The sequence below is a fragment of the Arthrobacter sp. NPDC058192 genome (genome assembly GCF_042883665.1).
Classification (GTDB): Bacteria; Actinomycetota; Actinomycetes; order Actinomycetales; family Micrococcaceae; genus Arthrobacter.
The window spans coordinates 82,953-102,172 of the sequence record NZ_JBHVVJ010000009.1; the positions used below are offsets into that span (position 1 = coordinate 82,953).

The window sequence follows — 19,220 nt, forward strand, 5'->3', positions numbered from 1 at the left end:
CAGCCCTCGCCGAAACCAAGGGACATGTGCACTCCATTGTGGTCCAGGGCACGCATCAAAGGGACATGTCCAGCCTCCGCAAGGCCCGGGCACGCCAATCCGGGCTAAGCCAGGCTCAACGGAATATCAGGGCGCGTCGCTCAGGAACTCAACGGCCTGCTCTGCACGCTGCGGGGCTCCGGCCTTGTCAAAGTGCTCTGCAGCTTCCTGAAGGTACTTTCGGGCTTCGTCCGCGTTCCCTAAGGCGGCGTGGGACCGACCCAGCAGCAAGCACGCCTCGCCCAGGATCTGAGGCGAAGGCGTTTCCAGATCGGCACGGATCTGTTCGAGCAGTTCGATGGCGGCGTTGGATTCACCAGCCAGAAAATTCCAGTGCGCGCGGTTCAGCCTCATGAGCAGGTAGTCGTTCGCGCTCCCGCCGATGACGTCCGTGGCCAGTTCCGCCCTTTCGATACAGCGCAAAGTGTCGGCGTCGGCGATGTCGGCCGCGAGCCGCATGGCCGCCGAAGCCTTATTGAACTTTGCCCAGACGTCGAGGTTCCTTGCCGGTGAGAACGTCGCGGCCGCGAGCTCGTGGTACCGAAGACCTTCCGGCACCCTGCTGCAGAGGAAGGCAACGTTCCCGATCACCCAGTAGACCTTGCCGATTAGTTGGTCGTCGACTTCGGCGGAAACTGCCTCGGCCAGGGCAAGGCATTCAGTCCAGGCCTCTTCCAGCCTCCCGCTGTCCGCCAATGAGGCGATGAGTGCCTGGCGAGCCTTGACATCGATTTCGACGTCGATTTCGACATCCACCCCGGCATCGTCATCTGACACGAGTTGCACGGCAGCCCTGGCCGCGTCAACGGCCTGTTCCAGCAATCCAGCACCTTGCCTGGCCTTTGCCACCAGGATGTACGCTCCCGCTTTGGCGTGGCGATCGGTGGTCGCATAAGGGCCATCAGCCAGTTCCGACGCAAGCGCGGCGCAGGTCTCGAACTCCTCGGCGTCCAGAAGATTCTCGGCCTTGAGAAACGTCATGTTCCACCAGGCATCCATATCACCCTCATTACGAGCTATCTGCGCGGCATCGTCGGCGCTGCCGGCTGCCTGGATGAAGGCATGGTTGGTCCGGTGCTCGTACGCCCGCAATTCAGCGGCGGCGTACGAAGGCGAAGCGGAGTGCAAGGTCATGACTACATTATCCGTTGCCACAGGACCGCATTTGCACAGCAGGCACAAGCAAGCTGCACGCAGTTTTCGCGCAGGATTTGGTCCGCGGGCGCGCAAATAACACAGATTTTGGGGCACCGGCGAGATTCCTTGCAACACGGCGTGTCTTCTGGCCCTATACTGAACTCGCATCACATGAGTCCCATCAGCCCCTACCGTATCTGGAGCCATTCATGAAGAAGTCCCTTGCAACACTCCTCATTGCCGGTGCGCTGGCAGTCGCAGGCCTTTCCGCGACCTCCGCGATCTCGGCTTCCGGCGATAACGCCGGCCAGGGATCCGTGGAGGCCGTTAACTGGTGGCCGAACTCCACCCCGAAGAACTAACTAAAGCAAGAGCACCGAGGCGGGCATCGGATCACATCCGACGCCCGCCTCTTTGGTTTCAATGCAACGATCCCGGCGCACATGAAGGCGCCATAAATGCTATTCCTGGCGGGCCCCCGAGCCGCCGAGGACGGATGCAAATGCCGAAGCCGGCGCGGGTCGACCAAAATAGTAGCCCTGGCCGCTGCTGCAGCCCATCTCCCGCAGGACTTCCGCCTGTTCCGCGGTCTCGATGCCCTCGGCCAGCGCTTTCAGGCCGCAGGCGTGAATAAGATGCAGCACCGCGGACACGAAATCCCGTTGCTGTTCGTCGGCGCCAAGGCCGCTGATCAGGCTCCGGTCGATCTTGACCACGTTCACGGGCAGCTTTCGCAGGTAGCTGATGGAGGAATAGCCGGTGCCAAAGTCATCGATTTCAAGCTGCACACCAAGTCGCCGCAGGCCGTTGAGCGAATACTGGTCGATATCGCCGCCGTTGACCGCCATGGATTCCGTCAGCTCAATGATCAGGTTGGAGGCATCCACCCCGGTCTCCCTGAGGATGTCCCGCACGTGTTCGATCAGTTCGAGGTTTTGCAGTTCGGTGGTGGAGATGTTGACGCGCACGTTGAAGGTGCTGTCCACCTGCAGGTCCTGCTGCCATTGCCGCAGCTGCTGCACGGCGTTGCGCAGCACCCAGTGGCCCAGGTCCACGATGATCCCGCTCTCCTCGGCCACGGGAATGAACTGGTCCGGCATGAGGAGACCGCGTTCCGGGTGGTTCCACCGGACCAGTGCCTCCACGCCTTCCATCCTGCCTGTGGCGAGGTCCACCACGGGCTGGTAGTGCAGGGTCAGCTGGTCCTGTTCGATGGCTTCGCGCATTTCCGTGACCATGACGCTCTGCAGCCGGCGCGCATACAGCAGGGCCGGCTCGAACACTTTGATGCTGCTGTGCGGCTGGGCCTTGGCGGCGTACATGGCCGTGTCGGCCTCCATGACCAGGTCATCCACGGACTGGCCGGGGTCCGCGATCCGCAGGCCAATGCTGGTTCCGCAGGTGATTCTCAGGTCCCCGACGTCGAGGCTCTCGCTGAGTGCGGCAAGGATCCTGTTCGCCACCCGGCGCGCGCGGACCAGGTTGGATTTCGGCAGCATGACGGCGAATTCGTCGCCGCCAAGGCGCGCCACCGTGTCCGTCTCGCGGACGGCGTCCTGCAGGCGGCGCGCGATTGCCCGCAGCACGTCGTCGCCGGCGCTGTGCCCCAGGGTGTCGTTGATTCCCTTGAAGGAATCGAGGTCGAGAATCAGGAGCGCCGGCGGCATCTCGCCCCGCGAGGTCTCGGCCAGCGCATGGCTCAGGACTGAGTTGAGGGCCGTCCTGTTGGCGAGTTGCGTCAAGGGGTCGGTAAGCGCCATGCGTTCAAGCTCCACCTGCGCCTCACGCAGCATGGCCGTGCGGCTTTCGACCCGTTCCTCAAGCTCCTGGTAGATGGTCTGCAGGTCATCGGCCATCAGGTTGATGCCGGCAATGACGGCGGCGACGTCGTCCCGGGCCCCGGAGTGCGGGATCCTGGTGCTCAAATCGCCTCCGGCAATCCGCACAATCCCTTCCACGAGGGCGTGCAGTCTGGGGTCCTGTGCGTCATTCTTCACGGGCATACTGCCTCAACCATTCGATGGCCGCAGACTCCGACGTGAAGAACTGCGCCGGGATCGACTCGCCCCTGGACCGCAGAAGGTAATGGGCAATGACGCGGTCCACCGGGGTCTCGCCCACCAAGGCGAACGCTGTGGCGGCGATGGATCCTGTGTAGGCCCGCCTCGCCTCAACGCTGACACCGACGACGCCGGTGATCACCAGGATCACCGGCACGCGCCGTCCGGCGGCGAGGGAACGGACAGCCTCACCGGCGATGCGCGCCTCCGGACCCTGGATTTCCTGGTTGGGGGGCAGCAGGACTTCGATGATGCCGCCGTCGATCATCCGCACGCCGATGGCCGCGCCCGCGTCAGTGGCTGCAACACCGTGCACGTCACCCTGGATGGCGCCGGGGTCGAGGCCCGGGATGCCGCCGGCTGCCTCGTCCGGCAGCCGCTCGTCCTGCCCGGCCAGGGCCTCGATGGTCATCGGGCTGCAATTCGACGGCGGCGGTCCGTGGAGCCCCGGAGGTCACGGTTGAGCCGGCGGTCGCCGTGATAGAGGATCGTTTCCCAGTCGACTTCCTCGGCTGTCTTGGCAATCACAGGGCTCTCCTTCACTGTCTTGGTCCGCGGACTGACGTACAGCCAGTTAACCACCCCGAGGAATACATCCACGGCGGAGTTGAAGACACCGATGTAGGCGTGGATCGCGAAGGCGGCCAGGGCGGCGTTCAGGGAGGCGAAGGCCACATTGCCCCAGTTCCCCGCCTGGGCGTCCCGCCACACGGTCAGGAGCGAAAAGGCCACGATCGCGTACGGCGTCAGGACGTAGAGGGCCGGGGCCGCGGTGCGGTCCTTGACCTTGGGTGTGCGGGCGAAGGGAATCTTGTCGCCCGTGAGGGCCTGCTGCAGCGATTTCAGCACGCCGGCCAGGTTGACGGGCAGCAGCACAAGGTTGAAGCCGTAGATCCGGAAGATGTCGCTGAAGCGGTGCCCGCAGTCACGCAGGTCGCTGCCCATGGCCAGGAAGTACGGCAGGGCCGCGAGGAACACCACCGGGCTCAGCAGCCGGCTGTCGTACGGGTAGGCCAGGAGGAAGACGAGGCCGAAGCTCGCCCAGGCGATGGAGGCCATGTAGTTGACCCGCAGCAGCACCTCCCGGAACAGGATCGCGCGGCGCTCGGACCGGTGCTGGCGGAGCTGGACCCACAGCTTGGGCAGGATCAGCAAGCCGCCATTCGCCCAGCGCCGGCGCTGGACCACGAGGGAACCGAAATCCGGCGGAGTCGCGCTGTAGCTGAGCCGTTCCGGATAGTTCACCAGGGTCCAGCCATGCTGGCCTAGGTCGATGCTTGATTCGGTGTCTTCGATGACGGTGCGGTCCTGGATGTAGGTCCGGATCTCGAAGCCGCCGGTGCTCTCCACCTCCACGATGTCCTCCAGGGCGCGTTTGCGGATGACGGCGTTGGCGCCCACCCAGAAGGTCGCGCCGTAGTAGCTCATGCCCTGGTGGAGGATGTGCTGGAGGTCGGTGGTGGCTCCGGCGACCCGCTCGATGCGGGTGGGGGCTCCGCGGAAGGAGGAGTACGGAGTCTGGGTCACCGCGACGCGCTCATTGCCTGCCGATTCCAGGAAGTAGACCAGCCGGAGGCAGTAGTCGCGCAGGAGCAGGGAGTCGGCGTCGAGCGTCAACAGGTAGGTCGTGTTCCGGACCTCCATGACCTCGCCGGGGACGTCGGAACCGGCGTCGGCCGCCTTGCGCAGCACCAGGCCGTCCGCGGTGGTTTCCTTGTGCCAGGTGTGGCCCATCAGCGAAATGTAGGCGTTCAGGTTCATGGCCTTGTTCGCCTCGTGTGAGAGGCTCGCGTATTTCTTGCGTTCGAACGTCTCCGTGGAGACGTTGAAGATCCAGGTCAGCCGGAGGTACAGCTCCTCGAGCCGGGAACGCGGCGGCGATGCCAGCTGCGCCAGGGCGGCGTTCAGTCCCACGAGCACCAGCCTCAGCTCCCGGGCCAGGCCCATCAGGACGAGGTCAACGAAGAACTCGTCAACGTGGTCTTCGACCGTTTCGGCGGCGGCCATGGCCTCCAGCCATTCGGCGGCGGCCTCGTATTCGGAGATCAGGATTGCAAGCTCGGCCGCGTTACTGCCGCCGTCGTGCGCCTTGTCCCGGCGTCGGAATCCGGCCAGGGCCGCGTTGAAGCGGGCGGCCGGCACACTGAGCTCGGCGGCGATTTCGGCGGTCAGCGCACGGGTTTTGTCCAGCCGGGCACGATCGCCCAGGTCCTTGGGGTACGGCGGGTCGTCGAGGAGCAGCACCACCTTGAGGTCCGGGAACTCCTGCAAGGCGGCGGACCACAGCGTGGAGCGCACCACCTGGGGTTCTTCGGCATAGGAGGGAACGAGGACCGTGATGCCCTCGGTGTACCCGGCGAAGTGCCGGTCCAGCTCGCCCCGCGGCACCCTGGCGTGGTCCCGGAAACGGTACAGGGCCCCCTGCCGGGCCATCAGATACATAAGCGCCGAAAATGTCAGAAATGTTACGACCACAAGATAGGAAACCGTCTCAAGCTGAAACCTGAAACCTGCATTCGGGTTGTTCGCGAGTTCCCGCAAGATGGTGGAAATGACGTAGGCGACCCATGCAGCCAGCGTGGTGAGAATTCCCAGCCGGCCGAGGATGATTTTGCGCCGGGACGGTCTCGGATGAACAATCGACAGCGGCTCGGAACGCCGCTCCGCCCCCCATTGCCGACGCCGGATCACACCTTTTTCTTCGGAATTCGCGCTTTCCGCATCCGCACGCGGCAAGACAAGCTGATCTGGCATTAGTCCCCATATGACTGCAAAGTCGGCATATTGGCGCGCGCCTACGACGAGACCCGCACGCCGCACCGGATGTTCCGGTGAGTGCCCTTATGATAATGCAAGGTCAAAGGCTTACCGGACATCGAACACCCCGGAATTACACGAGCTGATACTGGCGGCCAGGCGCACGCCCGGCTGCCCAACAAAAAGACGCACAAGGGGGGCCCTGTGTCCGAAAGATTTCCAGGCCGCAAGCTATCGGTGGTCCGGCTCGGAATACTCATCGGCGCCGTAATTGCTGCCGCTGCCGGCGGAGTCGTCGCGTGGGGCAATTTCCAAGACGTTCGGGCCGCCGAAGCCATTCCGTCCGTGTTCTCCGGATATGTCGACGTCACCGCCACGCCGCGGTACGCCTTCGAGGATCCGGTGTCCAAGGAAGCCCAAAAAGTCGTGCTTTCCTTCGTCGTCGCTGATCCCAAGGATCCGTGCACGCCGTCCTGGGGCGCCGCCTACTCCCTGGCCGACGCAGCGAACTCGCTGGACCTGGACCGTCGGGTGGCACGGCTGCAGCAACTTGGCGGCACCGTGGCCATCTCCTTCGGCGGACTGGCCAACCGCGAGCTCGCCGTCTCCTGCACCGATCCCGCCAAGCTCAAGTCGGCCTACCGGACCGTCGTCGACCGCTACAACGTCACCAGCGTCGATCTGGACGTGGAAGGCGAAGCCCTCTCCGATGCCGCAGCCCTCGAACGGCGTTCAGCGGCCATCTCTGCTCTCCAGAAGGACCGCCAGCGCGACGGCAAGGGGCTCAGCGTCTGGCTGACGCTCCCCGCTGATCCCAACGGCCTCACGGCGGCAGGCAGCGATGCCGTCCGGCGGATGGTGGCCGGAGGCGTCGACCTCGCCGGGGTGAACGCGATGACCATGGATTACGGCGGGAGCAAACTGGCCGGCCGGTCGATGTACGAGAACGCCGTGTCCGCCGCGGAAGCCACCCACCGCCAGCTCACCGAGCTGTACCGGACCGCCGGCACCGAACTCGGCAGCGAAACGGTGTGGCGGAAGGTCGGACTGACCCCGATGATTGGCCAGAACGACATCCCCGGCGAAATCTTCTCGCTCAAGGACGCGGAGGAGCTCAGCGCCTACGCCAGCAAACAGGGCCTCGGCCGCCTTTCCATGTGGTCCCTGAACCGCGACCGCACCTGCAGCCAGAATTTCCCGGACGTCACGAAGGTTTCCGACGGCTGCAGCGGCGTGGATCAGGGAAGTTCCACCTTCGCCACGATCCTCGGCGCCGGCGTGACGGCGAGCCCCGCCGCCGCGGCGGAAACTGCGGCCCAGCCGACGCCGGTCCCGGCCGTCAGGGACGACCCCTCCACCAGCCCGTATCCGGTGTGGTCGGAGAACACCGCCTACACCTCCGGCGACCGGATCGTGTGGCATTCCAACGTGTACGAGGCCAAATGGTGGACCCGCGCCGACACCCCGGATGATCCCGTACTCCAGGGCACCGCGACCCCCTGGCGCATCATCGGCCCGGTACTGGTCGGGGACAAGCCGACACCCCGCCTCACCGCACCGGCCGGCACGGCCCCGGCGTGGCAGCCGGCCAAGGTCTACCGCAAGGGCGACCGGGTGCTCTTCGAGGGCCGGGTCTTCGAGGCCAAGTGGTGGACCCAGACGGACAGCCCCGAAGCTGCGCTGCAGGGATCAATGGAGTCGCCGTGGTCCAAGCTGCGCGATGAGGAACTGCTCAAGCTCATGGCCACGCCGACGGCGGCGCCCACCGCCGCTGCGTCGGCTCCGGCGCGCTAAGGCACCCGGGCGGCCCTGCGCAGCGAGCGCTCGTGCCGGACCCGCTGGGCGATGACCAGGCCCGCGACGGCGATGCCGACCGTAATGGGATACCCCATGAGCCTTTCCAGCGTGCCCGGTTCCGGCACGTGCATGCCGGTGACGCCGCCTGCGATGAGCGCCGTCAGGGACACCACGCCGCAGGCCAGGATGATCCAGCCCAGGGAGGTCCGTCTGACCCACAGCACGCCGATCACCAAAAGTGCCAGCGACCCGGCGGCGAAGTACATCAAGGCGCCGGCCAGATGCCAGCCGGATCCCGTGTCTTCGGGGACCAGCCCCACGATCACCGTCCCCGCCCCGGCGATGCCGGTCAGCATCCGGGCCGCGGCCGCCGTGATCACCCCCGTGCTCCAGCCCGCCCGGCCCCGGGCCGGTGAAACGGGCTGCGAGCCCGCCCGACCGCCGGCCGGTGCACCGGGCCGCGCGGCACAGTACAGCAGCACCGAGCCAAGCAGCAGGGCACCGATGACCATGCCAATACCCTGGACCACAAAGGACGCATTCATCAGCAGGTGGGCCGGCGAGCAGACCTCCCGGCCATCGAAGTCCCCGCAAGCCACGGCGCCCAGGTCGCTGATGTAGCCGGTGCGGCGGCTGTATGGTTCCGCACCTGCCCAGACGCCGATCACAGCCGCCTCGGCCACGAAATACTGCAGCACACTCAGCTTCGCCAGTGCCCCGACGTAAAAACGTGTGGCGGCCACGTCCGGGTAATAGATGGCGTCAGCGGACAGCCCGGTGGTTCCTGCGGTCATGCCTAGAGCGTAGTACCCCCGCTCACCTTGTATGCTTATATCCGTGTCCGACAGGACCGGCTCTTGGCCGGTCCCGGACGCCCGCCCTCGTAGCTCAGTGGATAGAGCACGGCTCTCCTAAAGCCGGTGTCGTTGGTTCGATTCCAATCGAGGGCACTTGAACCTTCCTGCCCCGGACGCATTCCCGGACCCGGGTCCGGGCTTTGACCTCCGCGCCTACCTGCGCGGCTCCTGGTCCGTGGACCGCACCCTGCTGGACCGCCGCACCGGAACCCGCGGCACCTTTACCGGCGTCGTCCGGTTTACGGATGACGGCGACGGCGGCCTGCGCTGGCGCGAAGAGGGCACCGTGAGCTGGACATCCTTTGATGGCGTGCCGTTCACGGGGCCCGCGAGCCGGGAATACCTGTTGCGGCCCGCAGAGACGGGTGAGGTTATGGACATGGCCTTTCCGGACGGCCGTCCGTTCCACCGCATGGGCTTCGCCGGGCACAGCAACCAGGACGTGCACTGGTGCGACCCGGACACCTACCGCGTGACCTACACCATGCTCGGACCGCACGAGGCCGTCTACCGATGGGACGTCACCGGTCCCGCCAAGGACCAGCTGCTCGAGTCGGTCCTGCGCCGGCTGGACGCGGGCGTGGACCCGGCGGCCGCCCCCGTCAACGCCGCCGGGGCCGCGGTGACGGACGCTAGGCTGGCAGGGTGAATCCCCGGATTGTCGTCTCCGCCGTCTGCGTCTTCGATGACGCCGGGCGCCTCCTGACCGTCCGGAAAAGGGGCACGGACAAGTTCATGCACCCCGGCGGCAAACCCGAGGCCGGCGAAACCGCGGCGGAGGCCGCGGCGCGCGAGCTCCAGGAAGAGGTGGGCATTGTGCTGGCCCCCGACCGCCTCGACCTGCTGGGCTGCTGGCTGGCGGATGCGGCCAACGAGGCTGCCACCATGATCGAGGCCACCGTCTTCACGGCTCCCGGCGTATGGAGTGCCCGGCCGTCCGGGGAAATCGCCGAGATCCGCTGGCTGGACCTCGCCGCGGAGCCTCCCGGGGACCTTGCGCCGCTGCTGACCGACCATGTGCTGCCGGCGCTCTCGGCCGGCCCGGCAGCACGCCGGCCGTAGTACCCCGGATTTAGTAGGCCGGCTTTAGTACTCCGGTTTTAGTACTCCGGCACAGCCTCCCGGGCCACCGCGCTGGCCTCGGCGAACTGGGTCCGGTACAGCTCCGCGTAGCGGCCCTCGGCGGCGAGCAGTTCATTGTGGGTGCCGCGTTCCACGATCGAGCCGCCCTCGACCACCAGGATCGCGTCCGCCGCGCGGACCGTGGAGAGCCGGTGGGCGATCACCACGGCGGTCCGGCCTTCCAGGGCGGCGCCCAACGCCCCCTGCACTGCGGCCTCATTGGTTGAGTCCAGCGCGGCGGTGGCTTCGTCGAGGATGACCACGCGCGGCTGTGCAATGAGCAGGCGGGCAATCGTCAGTCGTTGCCGTTCGCCGCCGGAGAGCCGGTAGCCGCGCTCCCCCACCACGGTGTCCAGGCCATCGGGCAGGGCCCTGATCATGTCCTCGAGCCGGGCGCGGCGCAGCACGTCCCAGAGCTGCTCGTCGCTGGCCTCCGGGCGGGCCAGGCGCAGGTTGGAGGCGATGCTCTCGTGGAACAGGTGGCCGTCCTGGGTCACCATGCCCAGGGTCTGGCGCATCGAATCGAAGGTGAGGTCGCGGACGTCCACGCCCGTGCCCGGCGTCGTGCCGCCGAAGCGGACGGCACCCGAGTCGACGTCGTACAGGCGCGAAAGCAGCTGCGCGATGGTGGACTTCCCGGCTCCGGAGGAGCCGACCAGGGCCACTGTCTGCCCCGGTTCCACCCGGAAGCTGATGCCGTGCAGCACTTCTTCACCGCCGCGGGTGTCCAGGGTCCGCACGTCCTCCAGGGAGGCCAGTGAGACCTTGTCCGCCGAGGGGTAGGCGAAGCGGACGTCGTCGAACTCCACCGAGAGCGGTCCGGGCGGGGAGGCGACGGCGTCGGGCTTCTGCTGGATCAGCGGTTTGAGGTCCAGGATTTCAAAGACGCGCTCGAAGCTGACCAGGGCGCTCATGATTTCCACGCGGGCGTTTGAGAGCGCCGTGAGCGGCGCATACAGGCGGGTGAGCAGCAGCGCGAGCACCACGACGTCGCCCGCGGCCAGCTGCCCGGCGAGCGCGAGCCAGCCGCCCAGGCCATAGACCAGGGCGAGGGCCAGGGCCGAGACCAGGGTCAGCGCCGTGACGAAGGTGAACTGCAGCATGGCGGTGCGCACGCCGATGTCCCGGACCCGGCCGGCACGGAGCGCGAACTCGTGGGACTCCTCGTCGGGGCGACCGAAGAGCTTGACCAGGGTGGCGCCGGGCGCGGAGAAGCGCTCGGTCATCTGGGTGCCCATGGCCGCGTTGTGTTCGGCCGCCTCGCGCCGCAGGTCAGCGAGCCTGGAACCCATCCGGCGGGCCGGGATCAGGAAGATCGGCAGCAGGATCATGGCGAGCACTGTCACAAGCCACGACTTGTTGAGCATGACCACCAGGGTCAGCGCGAGGGCCACGACATTGCTGACCACGCCGGAGAGCGTGCCGGCGAAGGCCGACTGCGCCCCGATGACGTCATTGTTCAGCCGGCTCACGAGGGCTCCGGTGCGGGTCCTGGTGAAGAAGGCAATCGGCATCTTCTGGACGTGGTCGAAGACTTTGGTCCGCAGATCCAGGATCACGCCTTCGCCGATCGTGGAGGACAGCCAGCGGGTCAGCAGCCCCAGCCCGGCCTCCGCCACCGCCACAAGGGCGATCAGGACGGCGAGCCCGATCACCGTTCCGGCATCCGCGTGGGCGATGATCTCGTCCACCACCTGCCCGGCGAGGACCGGGGTGGCCACAGCCAGGACGGCCATCACGATGGACAGCAGCACGAAGGCGACCAGCTTGCCGCGGTGCGGGCGGGCAAAGCCGAAGACCCGCTTCAGGAGCGCCTTCGAGAACGGCTTGGACCCGCTGGAGGCGCGGGTGATGTTGTAGAGGGAGCTCCAGGCGACCCGGTCCATGCTCATGTGGTGCTGCCTTTCGGGGCATCGGCGTGCAGTTCGGTGACGACGCCGTTCTCGACGTTCCAGCGCGCGTCAAGACGGACGTTTTCCAGCAGCCGCCGGTCGTGGGTGACGAGCAGCAGTGCGCCGTCGTAGCTGTCGAGTGCTTCCTCGAGCTGTTCAATCGCGGGCAGGTCGAGGTGGTTGGTGGGTTCGTCCAGGACCAGCAGGTTCACGCCGCGGGCCTGCAGGAGCGCCAGCGCGGCCCGGGTCCGTTCCCCCGGCGAAAGGGAGTCGACCGGACGGTTGGTGTGATCGGCCTTGAGGCCGAACTTTGCCAGCAGGGTGCGAACTTCGGCCGGGGCCTGGTCCGTCAGGACGGCCTCGACGGCGTCCGCCAGCAACAGCTCGCCGGCCAGCAGGCCGCGGGCCTGGTCGATCTCGCCGACCGCCACCGACGCGCCCATGGCGGCGTTCCCGGCGTCGGGCTGCTGAACGCCCAGCAGGAGCCGGAGCAGGGTGGATTTCCCGGCGCCGTTCGGGCCCGTGATCCCGATCCGCTCCCCCGCGTTCAGTTGCAGGTTCACCGGGCCCAGGGTGAAGTCGCCCTGCCGCGCGACGGCGTCGCGCAGGGTGGCTACTACGGCGCTGGAGCGGGGGGCCGCTCCGATGCTGAACTGCAGCTGCCATTCCTTGCGGGGTTCCTCGACTTCCTCGAGCCGCGCGATCCGCGATTCCATCTGCCGGACCTTTTGCCCCTGCTTTTCCGAGGACTCGGTGCTGGCCGCCCGGCGGATCTTGTCATTGTCCGGGTTCTTCTTCATGGCGTTGCGGACGCCCTGGGAGCTCCACTCGCGCTGCGTGCGCGCCCGGGACACGAGGTCGGCCTTGGTGGCGGCAAATTCCTCGTACCGTTCGCGGGCATGGCGGCGGGCGACGGCCCGTTCCTCCAGGTAGGACTCGTAGCCGCCGTCGTACACGGCAACCGAGTTCTGCGCCAGGTCCAGCTCCACCACCGTGGACACGCAGCGCGCGAGGAACTCGCGGTCATGGGAGACCAGGACGACGCCGCCGCGCAGGCCCTGCACGAAGGCCTCGAGTTTGGCCAGTCCGCCGAGGTCGAGGTCGTTGGTGGGCTCGTCGAGCAGCACAATGTCGAACCGGCTGAGCAGCAGGGCCGCCAGGGCAACGCGCGCCGCCTGGCCGCCGGACAGCCCGGTCATCCCGGCGTCCGGTCCCACCTCAAGGCCCAGGTCTGCCAGGACGGCCGGGATCCGGTCCTCCAGGTCAGCGGCGCCGGAGGCCATCCAGCGGTCGAAGGCCAGGGAGTACGCGTCATCGGCGCCCGGCGCGCCCGAGCCCAGGGCTTCGGCGGTGGACTCCATGGCTGCCGTCGCCTGGGCGCAGCCCGTGCGACGGGCGATGTATCCGGCCACGGTTTCGCCGGCGACCCGTTCGTGTTCCTGCGGCAGCCAGCCGACAAAGGCGTCGGAGGGAGCAAGGCTCACCGTGCCTTCCTGCGGTTCATCGACGCCGGCCAGGAGCCGCAGGAGGGTGGATTTGCCGGCACCGTTGGCGCCCACGACGCCGACGACGTCGCCGGGGGCTACGGTCAGGGAGAGCTTGGTGAAGAGCGTGCGGTGGTCGTGACCACCGGAAAGGTCCTTGGCAACAAGGGTTGCAGTCATTAGTTCATTCTCTCACCCGGGCCGGGAACAGGCTTCAACGAGGGGTGTTCCCAGGGGACGAAACCCGGCAGAATCCGGCCGGGCATAGAAGAACCCGCTGGTCCGGACTTGGGGGGTGTACGGACCAGCGGGTTCGACCATTTAGCATAGTTCAATCAGGACCCTACGCAAAATCCCAGACCCCAGAGCCGTGACACGGACCTGCGGCACCGCAGCCCCGCCGCAGACCGAAGACCACACTGCCAATCGACTCCGCAGAAAGCACTAGATGCCCATATCCGCAAAGGCGTTCCAAGTCTGGCTTCATCAGGTGGCGCCGTCAGCGAGTACAGCCGATATCTGCAGGATCTCCGGCATCAAACGCACCACCCTGGCCCAGCAATTGGTCCGCGGAAAAGTGACCGAAACCACGGTTGTCAGCATCAGCCGCGCACTGGGTTTGAGTCCGATCGCGGCTCTGGCCACGTTCGAGCACTACGCGGAGCTGGCCGCCCCGCAGCAACCGCCGACCGCCGCCGAGCTCGTCAGCCAGGTTGCCACGATGGACTTGTTGCGCACGGTCATTGCCCGGTCCTCGCCTGCCCAAGGCGGCGACGGTGCGGAAGGGAGCTCTTTGGTGCCCGGGCTGAGTCCCGCCCCGCACGCCACCTCGGTCCGGAACTGGGTGGACGCAGTTGACGACGGCGAGTTGCGCCACCGGGTTTCGTCCGCCACCGGCGTCGCACCCCAGAATTATTCGGCCCAGCTCACAGCGAACAGGCTGCCCCCCGTACTGGCGTTCGCAACGGCCCGCGCCGCGGGCGTCGGACTCACGGGAGGACTCGTCGCCACCGGCTTGATCACTGAGGATGAGGCCGGCTGGCCATCAGGGGCGAAGCAGTCAGCGTTGGACGCACTCTCCAACGGGGAACTCACCGCGCTTGCCGGGGAACGGCTCCAGGCGCTCGGAAAATCGCTGCGGCGCCAGGAGCAGGAACAAGCACAGACAGAGAAGATTTGGGAGCACCTCGGATGATCGGGATCCTGCAGTGGACCACCCTGGCGGTATGTACCGTCGTCACGCTGGCCCGTCTTCCGAGCGCCCTCCGGGGCGAGAACCGCTCCTTGTTCTCCCTCTTTGCGCTGGCAACCCTGGCGACCCTGCTCAGCATCGATGGCCCCTACCTGGCGGTGGACCGTGCCCTGGGAGGCCTGAATATCGCCAACCTGGTGCTCCGCTTTGTCATTTTCGCGGCCATCTTCTTCCTTGGACTCCGAATGGCCCGGGGCTTCAGCGCGAACGACGCCCTGGGGCTCATCACCGGCCCCGTTGGCATCGGGGTGGCGGCGGCGGCCTCTGCCGCCGTGGTGGTGGTTTTCCTGATGATGGACACCGCGGGCTCCTCCGCGGGGATGAACGCAGTGTTCGCCAAGGGCCCCCGCAATGCCGCCTTGGTGGAGTACTACGGTGCCGCCGGACGCCTCTACCCGGCGTACGTCACCGTGGCCCTGCTCCCGGCCATGCTGCGGGCGCTGCGCAGCAAGCTCCCGCGCCTCGTACGGTCCAGCGCGGCATTGATGGCGCTGGGCACGGTGGCCACTTCCTTGAGCCTGCTGTCCCCGGTCATCCCGCCGCCGCTGGGAATTTTGCGGTACGTCATCAACTACACGGCCGTGCTGTGCCTGGTCCTCGGGCTGGCGCTGATCTGGCTGGCAAAGGTGCTTGCGCAGCGGACCCAGAAGAAGCAAGCTGTCCCCACCCGATGGTAGGGGCACTGAGTTACCGAGCGGTGCGGAAGAAGCAGGAATGATGGCAATCCTCCAGTGGGGCACGCTGATCATTTGTTCAGTGGTGCTCCTCCTGCGCGTACCGGATGCCGTCCGGGGGCGGAACAGGATGGTTTTCGGCATACTGTTCATCGCGACGCTGTGCAGCCTGCTCTCAGTGCCCGGGCCCTACGAGGCGATCGACGTGGCGCTGGGGGGCTGGAACGTCACCCACCTGATCCTGCGGTTCCTGGTCTTTGCGGCGGTCCTGCTGGTGGGCCTGCGGGTGGCCAACGGGCTAGCGGACGCACGCGGCCACCGCCTCATCGCCGGGCCGCCAGGACGCTGGGCACTGGCGGCGAGTGCTGTCGCGGTAGTGGCCACGTTCTCCCTCATGGACACCCGCGGATCGTCGGCCGGCCTGTTGGAAATAGCTAACGACGGCGGGCACAATGCCGTGGTGGCGCCGTTCTATGCCGCAGCCGGCCGCAGCTATCCCGGCTTTGTTTCAGTGGTCCTCCTGCCGGCACTGGTGGGCACCGCCACCAGCCGTTTGCCGCGGCTGATCCGGGCCGCGGCCCTCCTGACATCCCTGGGGGCTGTCGCCACCGCCATCAGCGTCCCGGCTTCCTTTGCCCCGCCCGACTGGCTCCTCGCGCAGCAATCGGTCAACTATTTGGCGGTGGTGGGCTACGTCCTGGGTCTGTGCCTGTTCTGGTTGTCCGGGCTGGCGAACAAAAGCGGCCGGTAACACTCACGCAACATTCCGTAAGAACACCGGGCCGGCCATTCACAAAATCATTAGAGCGTGAGAGAATCATGAATGTGTGAAAGCGGCAATCGCTTTGTGTACGGAAGTCAGCCGTGCGAAGCAGAAGCAGCCGCCCAAACGCCATTGGGGGGATGAGTGGTAGCGGTCCATGTGGACCGCTACCACTCAGCCGTTTAACGCGTCCTTCCGCCTCCCCGCAGGCCGGGCTGCGAGCGTATCTCCGCCCTCCGTCAGCGAACAAACCTCAGTGTGACCAGCTGGAATGGCCGCAGCCCCAGTTCGGCCGAATTCCGTCCCGCCGCCACCCCCGGGGCCCCTCCCGGCGCCTCAACGCGCCGTTCCAGGAGGTCCACGGCGCGCACTGCGCTGACCGGAAAATTCGCCGTCACGCTTCCCGTGGACCGCTCGCCCAGTGACTCGTACAAGCGGACAATCACGTCGCCGGAACCGTCTTCCGCAAGCTTGACTGCCTCAATGACCAGGGCCCGGCCCAAGACGGTGAACAGCGGCTCGACCGCGTGGGCCCCCTTCCCAAGCCGCGGCGCCAGGTTGGTGCGGTAGCCCTCCTCGACGGCGTCCGCGATGGAAGCGCCCGGGCGGATCGTGACGCGCAGTTCGTGCGTGCCCTGGTCCGCGGCGGGGTCCGGAAACTTCGGCGCCCGCAGGATCGAGACCCGAACGGTGGTGGTGGTCCCGCCGTCGTCCTCCCTCACGTCGCGGGTGACGTCGTGGCCGTAGCTGGACGCATTCGAGATGGCCACGCCGTAGCCGGGTTCGGCCACGTGGATCCACCGGTGGGCGCAGATCTCGAACTTCGCGCTCTCCCAGGACGTGTTGAGGTGGGTCGGGCGGAAGACGTGGCCGAACTGCGTCTCCGCCGCCGAGCGGTCCGCCTTGACGTCCAGGGCGAAGCCGAGCTTGAGAAGTTTTTCGCTTTCCTGCCAGTCCACCAGTGTGGAGATGGCGAGGGAGTCGGCCCCGGCCGCCAGCGCAATCCGCTGGGTTACGGCTGAGGAACCGGCCGTCCGCTGCACCACCACGACGGCGGCTGCTCCTTCCCCGCCGGGGCTTTCGGCCGCGCCGCGCTCGAGCGTCACGGAATGCGCCTCGAGGAGCCGGACGACGTTCCGGCGGTAAAAGGCGTCGATGTCCCACGCATCCCATTCGTTCGGCGTGTCCCGGTGCAGTTCCAGGACGTTGCCAGACTGCCCGGGAGCGATCGCCTCGCGCCCGGTGGCGTGGTCCATCAGCGAGGCGAGCAGACCGTTGGCATCCACCACCGCGCGGATGACGCCGTTGTCCAGGACGTAGCCGCCGTCGGCCGCGGAGACGGTTACCGGCTGCGCCGAGCTGACCGGCTCGGCTGCGGCCAGGGCAGGCACGCCCTGGCGCTCATGCGGGGCGGCGTTGAGCAGGAATTCCCTGTCGCCCGCTCCCATGGCCGCGGCGGCGGCCGCCGTGATGATCGCCTCCAGGCCCCGTTCGACGGCGGCGTAGTTCCGTTCGGCATCCTGGTGGACCCACGCGATGGAACTCCCGGGCAGGATGTCGTGGAACTGCTGCAGCAGGACCAGCCGCCACAGGCCCTTGAGCTCGGCGGCGGGGTAGGGGTGTCCGGCGCGCACGGCCGCGGTGGCGCTCCAGAGCTCGGCTTCCCGGAGAAGATGCTCGCTGCGCCGGTTCCCCAGCTTGGTCCTGGCCTGGCTGGTGTAGGTGCCGCGGTGCAGTTCCAGGTACATCTCCCCCACCCAGACGGGCAGGGTCTCGTACTCGGCTTCGGCCTGCCGGAAAAAGCTGGCGGCCGAGCCGATCCGCACGTTCGGAGATCCTTCCAGGTCCGCGGTGCGCTGCGCCGCGGCCAGCATCTCGCGGGTTGGTCCGCCGCCGCCGTCGCCGTAGCCGAACGGCACCAAGGAGGTGGTTCCGCGTCCATGGTCACGGTAGTTGCGTTCCGCGTGGGCCAGGTCCCTGGCACTGAGGTCGGAGTTGTATTTGTCCACCGGCGGGAAATGCGTGAACACCCGCGTGCCGTCGATCCCCTCCCAGTTGAATGTGTGGTGCGGCATCCGGTTGACCTGGTTCCAGGAGATTTTCTGCGTCAGGAACCAGCGGATGCCTGCGGCCTTGATGATCTGCGGCAACGCCGCGGAGTACCCGAAGGTATCCGGCAGCCAGGCCTCCTGGCAGTCCACCCCGAGCTCGGCCAGGAAAAAGCTCTTGCCCTCGAGAAATTGCCGCGCCATGGCCTCCCCGCCCGGCATGTTGGAGTCTGATTCGACCCACATCCCGCCCACAGGAACGAACTGCCCGGCGCGGACCTTGTCCAGGATGCGCCCGAAGAGCTCAGGATAGTACTCCTTCATCCACGCGAACTGCTGGGCCGAGGAGCAGGAGAAGACGAAGCCGGGGTCTTCGTCCATCAGGGCGATGACGTTGGAAAACGTCCGGGCGCATTTGCGGATGGTTTCCCGGACCGGCCATAACCAGGCCGAGTCGATGTGGGCATGCCCAGTGGCAACGAGCTGATGGGCCGAAGCGTAAGCCGGCCGGGACAGCACGCCGGCGAGCGCGGCACGTCCGGCTCCGGCGGTACCGGCAACGTCGTCGGGGTCCATGACGTCCAGCATGCGCTCCAGCGCCCGCAGGATCTCATGGCGGCGGGGCTGGTCCATGGGGAGCTCGTGCATGAGCCCGCCGAGTGCGAGGACGTCCTGCTGCAGTTCCCAGACGGTCTGGTTGAGCTCGGCAATGGCGATCCGGCCGAGGCGGTAGATCGGTTCGTTGCCGGACGTCGCTTTGTCGCCGTAGGGCGTGGCGGCGAACGTCCAGTGCTGGGACAGGTCGGGGTTGGCCGCGGCTTCGACGTAGAAGTCAACGGCCATGCCGCCGCCCAGAAGCTTGAGCGGGACGTGCTGGTTTCGTGGCGAGATCGCCTTGATGATGGTCCCGTCGGACCGCCAGGCGATGCCTTCGCACTGGAAGCCCGGGAGCTCCCCGCTGAAGCCGAGGTCCACCAGGATTTCCACCGAAGTGCCGGGCGCCGTTCCCCAGGATTGCGGCACTTCGCCCTGCAGCCGCAGCCACTTGGTGCTCCACGGCCGGCCCCAGGCAGCGCCGTGCTCCTGGGGCGTGAACTCGTGCCTCAGGGCCTCCAAGGCCGGCACGGGTTCGTCCGGCGTATCCCAGCTGCTCAGCGTCAGCGGCAGGCTGCGCGGGTAGACGGCGGGCGCGATGCGGTCCCGCAGAAAGCGGTCCAGCCGGACTTCCGTGAGACGGCGGTCGTCGTGCAAGGTGATCCTCTTCAGCGCTGACGGACCCGACTGGTTCTCCAATCGATGGAAAAAACTTACGCCGCCGGCAACCTATTAGCCAAGTTC

The 19,220-nt window shown here is 67.0% G+C and carries 15 protein-coding genes and 1 tRNA gene; 8 read left to right on the forward strand and 8 right to left on the reverse strand.

All coding sequences use genetic code 11. The features are described from left to right. Positions 1-126: 126 nt before the first annotated feature. Positions 127-1,173 carry a hypothetical protein gene (locus ACFVVK_RS10830; RefSeq protein ID WP_390266422.1) on the reverse strand — a complete coding sequence of 349 codons (1,047 nt, stop codon included), beginning with the start codon at positions 1,171-1,173 and terminating at the stop codon, positions 127-129. 212 nt (positions 1,174-1,385) lie between these two features. Between ACFVVK_RS10830 and ACFVVK_RS10835 the strand changes: the two genes are divergently transcribed. Continuing rightward, entirely contained in the window at positions 1,386-1,538 is a 153-nt protein-coding gene (locus ACFVVK_RS10835) for a hypothetical protein (protein ID WP_390266423.1), read from the forward strand. A 99-nt stretch (positions 1,539-1,637) separates the two neighbouring features. On the opposite strand, the gene ACFVVK_RS10840 is transcribed toward ACFVVK_RS10835, so the two are convergent. From ACFVVK_RS10840 to ACFVVK_RS10850, 3 genes are read right to left on the reverse strand one after another with little or no spacing between them, the layout of a single operon-like run. Continuing rightward, positions 1,638-3,173: a putative bifunctional diguanylate cyclase/phosphodiesterase gene (locus tag ACFVVK_RS10840; protein ID WP_390266424.1), complete on the reverse strand. Its 1,536-nt coding sequence runs from the start codon at positions 3,171-3,173 to the stop codon at positions 1,638-1,640. Continuing rightward, positions 3,163-3,648, reverse strand: a complete 486-nt coding sequence (locus ACFVVK_RS10845; RefSeq protein ID WP_390266425.1) for a hypothetical protein — start codon at positions 3,646-3,648, stop codon at positions 3,163-3,165. Before ACFVVK_RS10845 ends, ACFVVK_RS10840 begins: the two co-directional genes overlap by 11 nt. Then, entirely contained in the window at positions 3,645-5,678 is a 2,034-nt protein-coding gene (locus ACFVVK_RS10850) for a glycosyltransferase family 2 protein (protein WP_390266521.1), read from the reverse strand. Before ACFVVK_RS10850 ends, ACFVVK_RS10845 begins: the two co-directional genes overlap by 4 nt. Before the next feature lie 519 nt (positions 5,679-6,197). On the opposite strand from ACFVVK_RS10850, the gene ACFVVK_RS10855 reads away from it, so the two are divergent. Continuing rightward, positions 6,198-7,787: a chitinase gene (locus tag ACFVVK_RS10855; protein WP_390266426.1), complete on the forward strand. Its 1,590-nt coding sequence runs from the start codon at positions 6,198-6,200 to the stop codon at positions 7,785-7,787. Here ACFVVK_RS10855 and ACFVVK_RS10860 read toward each other — a convergent pair. Next, entirely contained in the window at positions 7,784-8,584 is an 801-nt protein-coding gene (locus tag ACFVVK_RS10860) for a hypothetical protein (protein WP_390266427.1), read from the reverse strand. The two genes, ACFVVK_RS10855 and ACFVVK_RS10860, sit on opposite strands and share 4 nt — an antisense overlap. Before the next feature lie 83 nt (positions 8,585-8,667). On the opposite strand from ACFVVK_RS10860, the gene ACFVVK_RS10865 reads away from it, so the two are divergent. From ACFVVK_RS10865 to ACFVVK_RS10875, 3 genes are all read left to right on the forward strand, one after another. Continuing rightward, positions 8,668-8,740: transfer RNA gene (locus tag ACFVVK_RS10865), tRNA-Arg, on the forward strand. A 1-nt stretch (position 8,741) separates the two neighbouring features. Next, the gene (locus ACFVVK_RS10870) at positions 8,742-9,296 is read left to right on the forward strand and encodes a DUF6314 family protein (RefSeq protein ID WP_390266428.1); all 555 of its coding nucleotides are present in this window, start codon (positions 8,742-8,744) and stop codon (positions 9,294-9,296) included. Next, on the forward strand, positions 9,293-9,709 hold the full coding sequence (locus ACFVVK_RS10875; protein WP_390266429.1) for an NUDIX domain-containing protein: 417 nt from the start codon (positions 9,293-9,295) through the stop codon (positions 9,707-9,709). Before ACFVVK_RS10870 ends, ACFVVK_RS10875 begins: the two co-directional genes overlap by 4 nt. Before the next feature lie 38 nt (positions 9,710-9,747). On the opposite strand, the gene ACFVVK_RS10880 is transcribed toward ACFVVK_RS10875, so the two are convergent. Both ACFVVK_RS10880 and ACFVVK_RS10885 read right to left on the reverse strand, forming a co-directional pair. After that, positions 9,748-11,661 (reverse strand): ABC transporter ATP-binding protein, encoded by a 1,914-nt coding sequence (locus ACFVVK_RS10880; RefSeq protein WP_390266430.1) that lies wholly within the window; start codon positions 11,659-11,661, stop codon positions 9,748-9,750. After that, positions 11,658-13,325, reverse strand: a complete 1,668-nt coding sequence (locus ACFVVK_RS10885) for an ABC-F family ATP-binding cassette domain-containing protein (RefSeq protein ID WP_390266431.1) — start codon at positions 13,323-13,325, stop codon at positions 11,658-11,660. Before ACFVVK_RS10885 ends, ACFVVK_RS10880 begins: the two co-directional genes overlap by 4 nt. 268 nt (positions 13,326-13,593) lie before the next feature. Here ACFVVK_RS10885 and ACFVVK_RS10890 point away from each other — a divergent pair, with 268 nt between their 5' ends. From ACFVVK_RS10890 to ACFVVK_RS10900, 3 genes are read left to right on the forward strand one after another with little or no spacing between them, the layout of a single operon-like run. Then, a complete protein-coding gene (locus tag ACFVVK_RS10890) occupies positions 13,594-14,340 on the forward strand; it encodes a hypothetical protein (protein ID WP_390266432.1) in 747 nt (248 codons plus the stop codon). Continuing rightward, positions 14,337-15,074 carry a hypothetical protein gene (locus ACFVVK_RS10895; protein ID WP_390266433.1) on the forward strand — a complete coding sequence of 246 codons (738 nt, stop codon included), beginning with the start codon at positions 14,337-14,339 and terminating at the stop codon, positions 15,072-15,074. The genes ACFVVK_RS10890 and ACFVVK_RS10895 overlap by 4 nt, the downstream gene beginning before the upstream one ends. A gap of 37 nt (positions 15,075-15,111) precedes the next feature. Then, a complete protein-coding gene (locus ACFVVK_RS10900; RefSeq protein WP_390266434.1) occupies positions 15,112-15,822 on the forward strand; it encodes a hypothetical protein in 711 nt (236 codons plus the stop codon). Between the two features lie 251 nt (positions 15,823-16,073). On the opposite strand, the gene ACFVVK_RS10905 is transcribed toward ACFVVK_RS10900, so the two are convergent. Continuing rightward, positions 16,074-19,133 (reverse strand): alpha-mannosidase, encoded by a 3,060-nt coding sequence (locus ACFVVK_RS10905; protein WP_390266435.1) that lies wholly within the window; start codon positions 19,131-19,133, stop codon positions 16,074-16,076. Positions 19,134-19,220 lie beyond the last annotated feature (87 nt).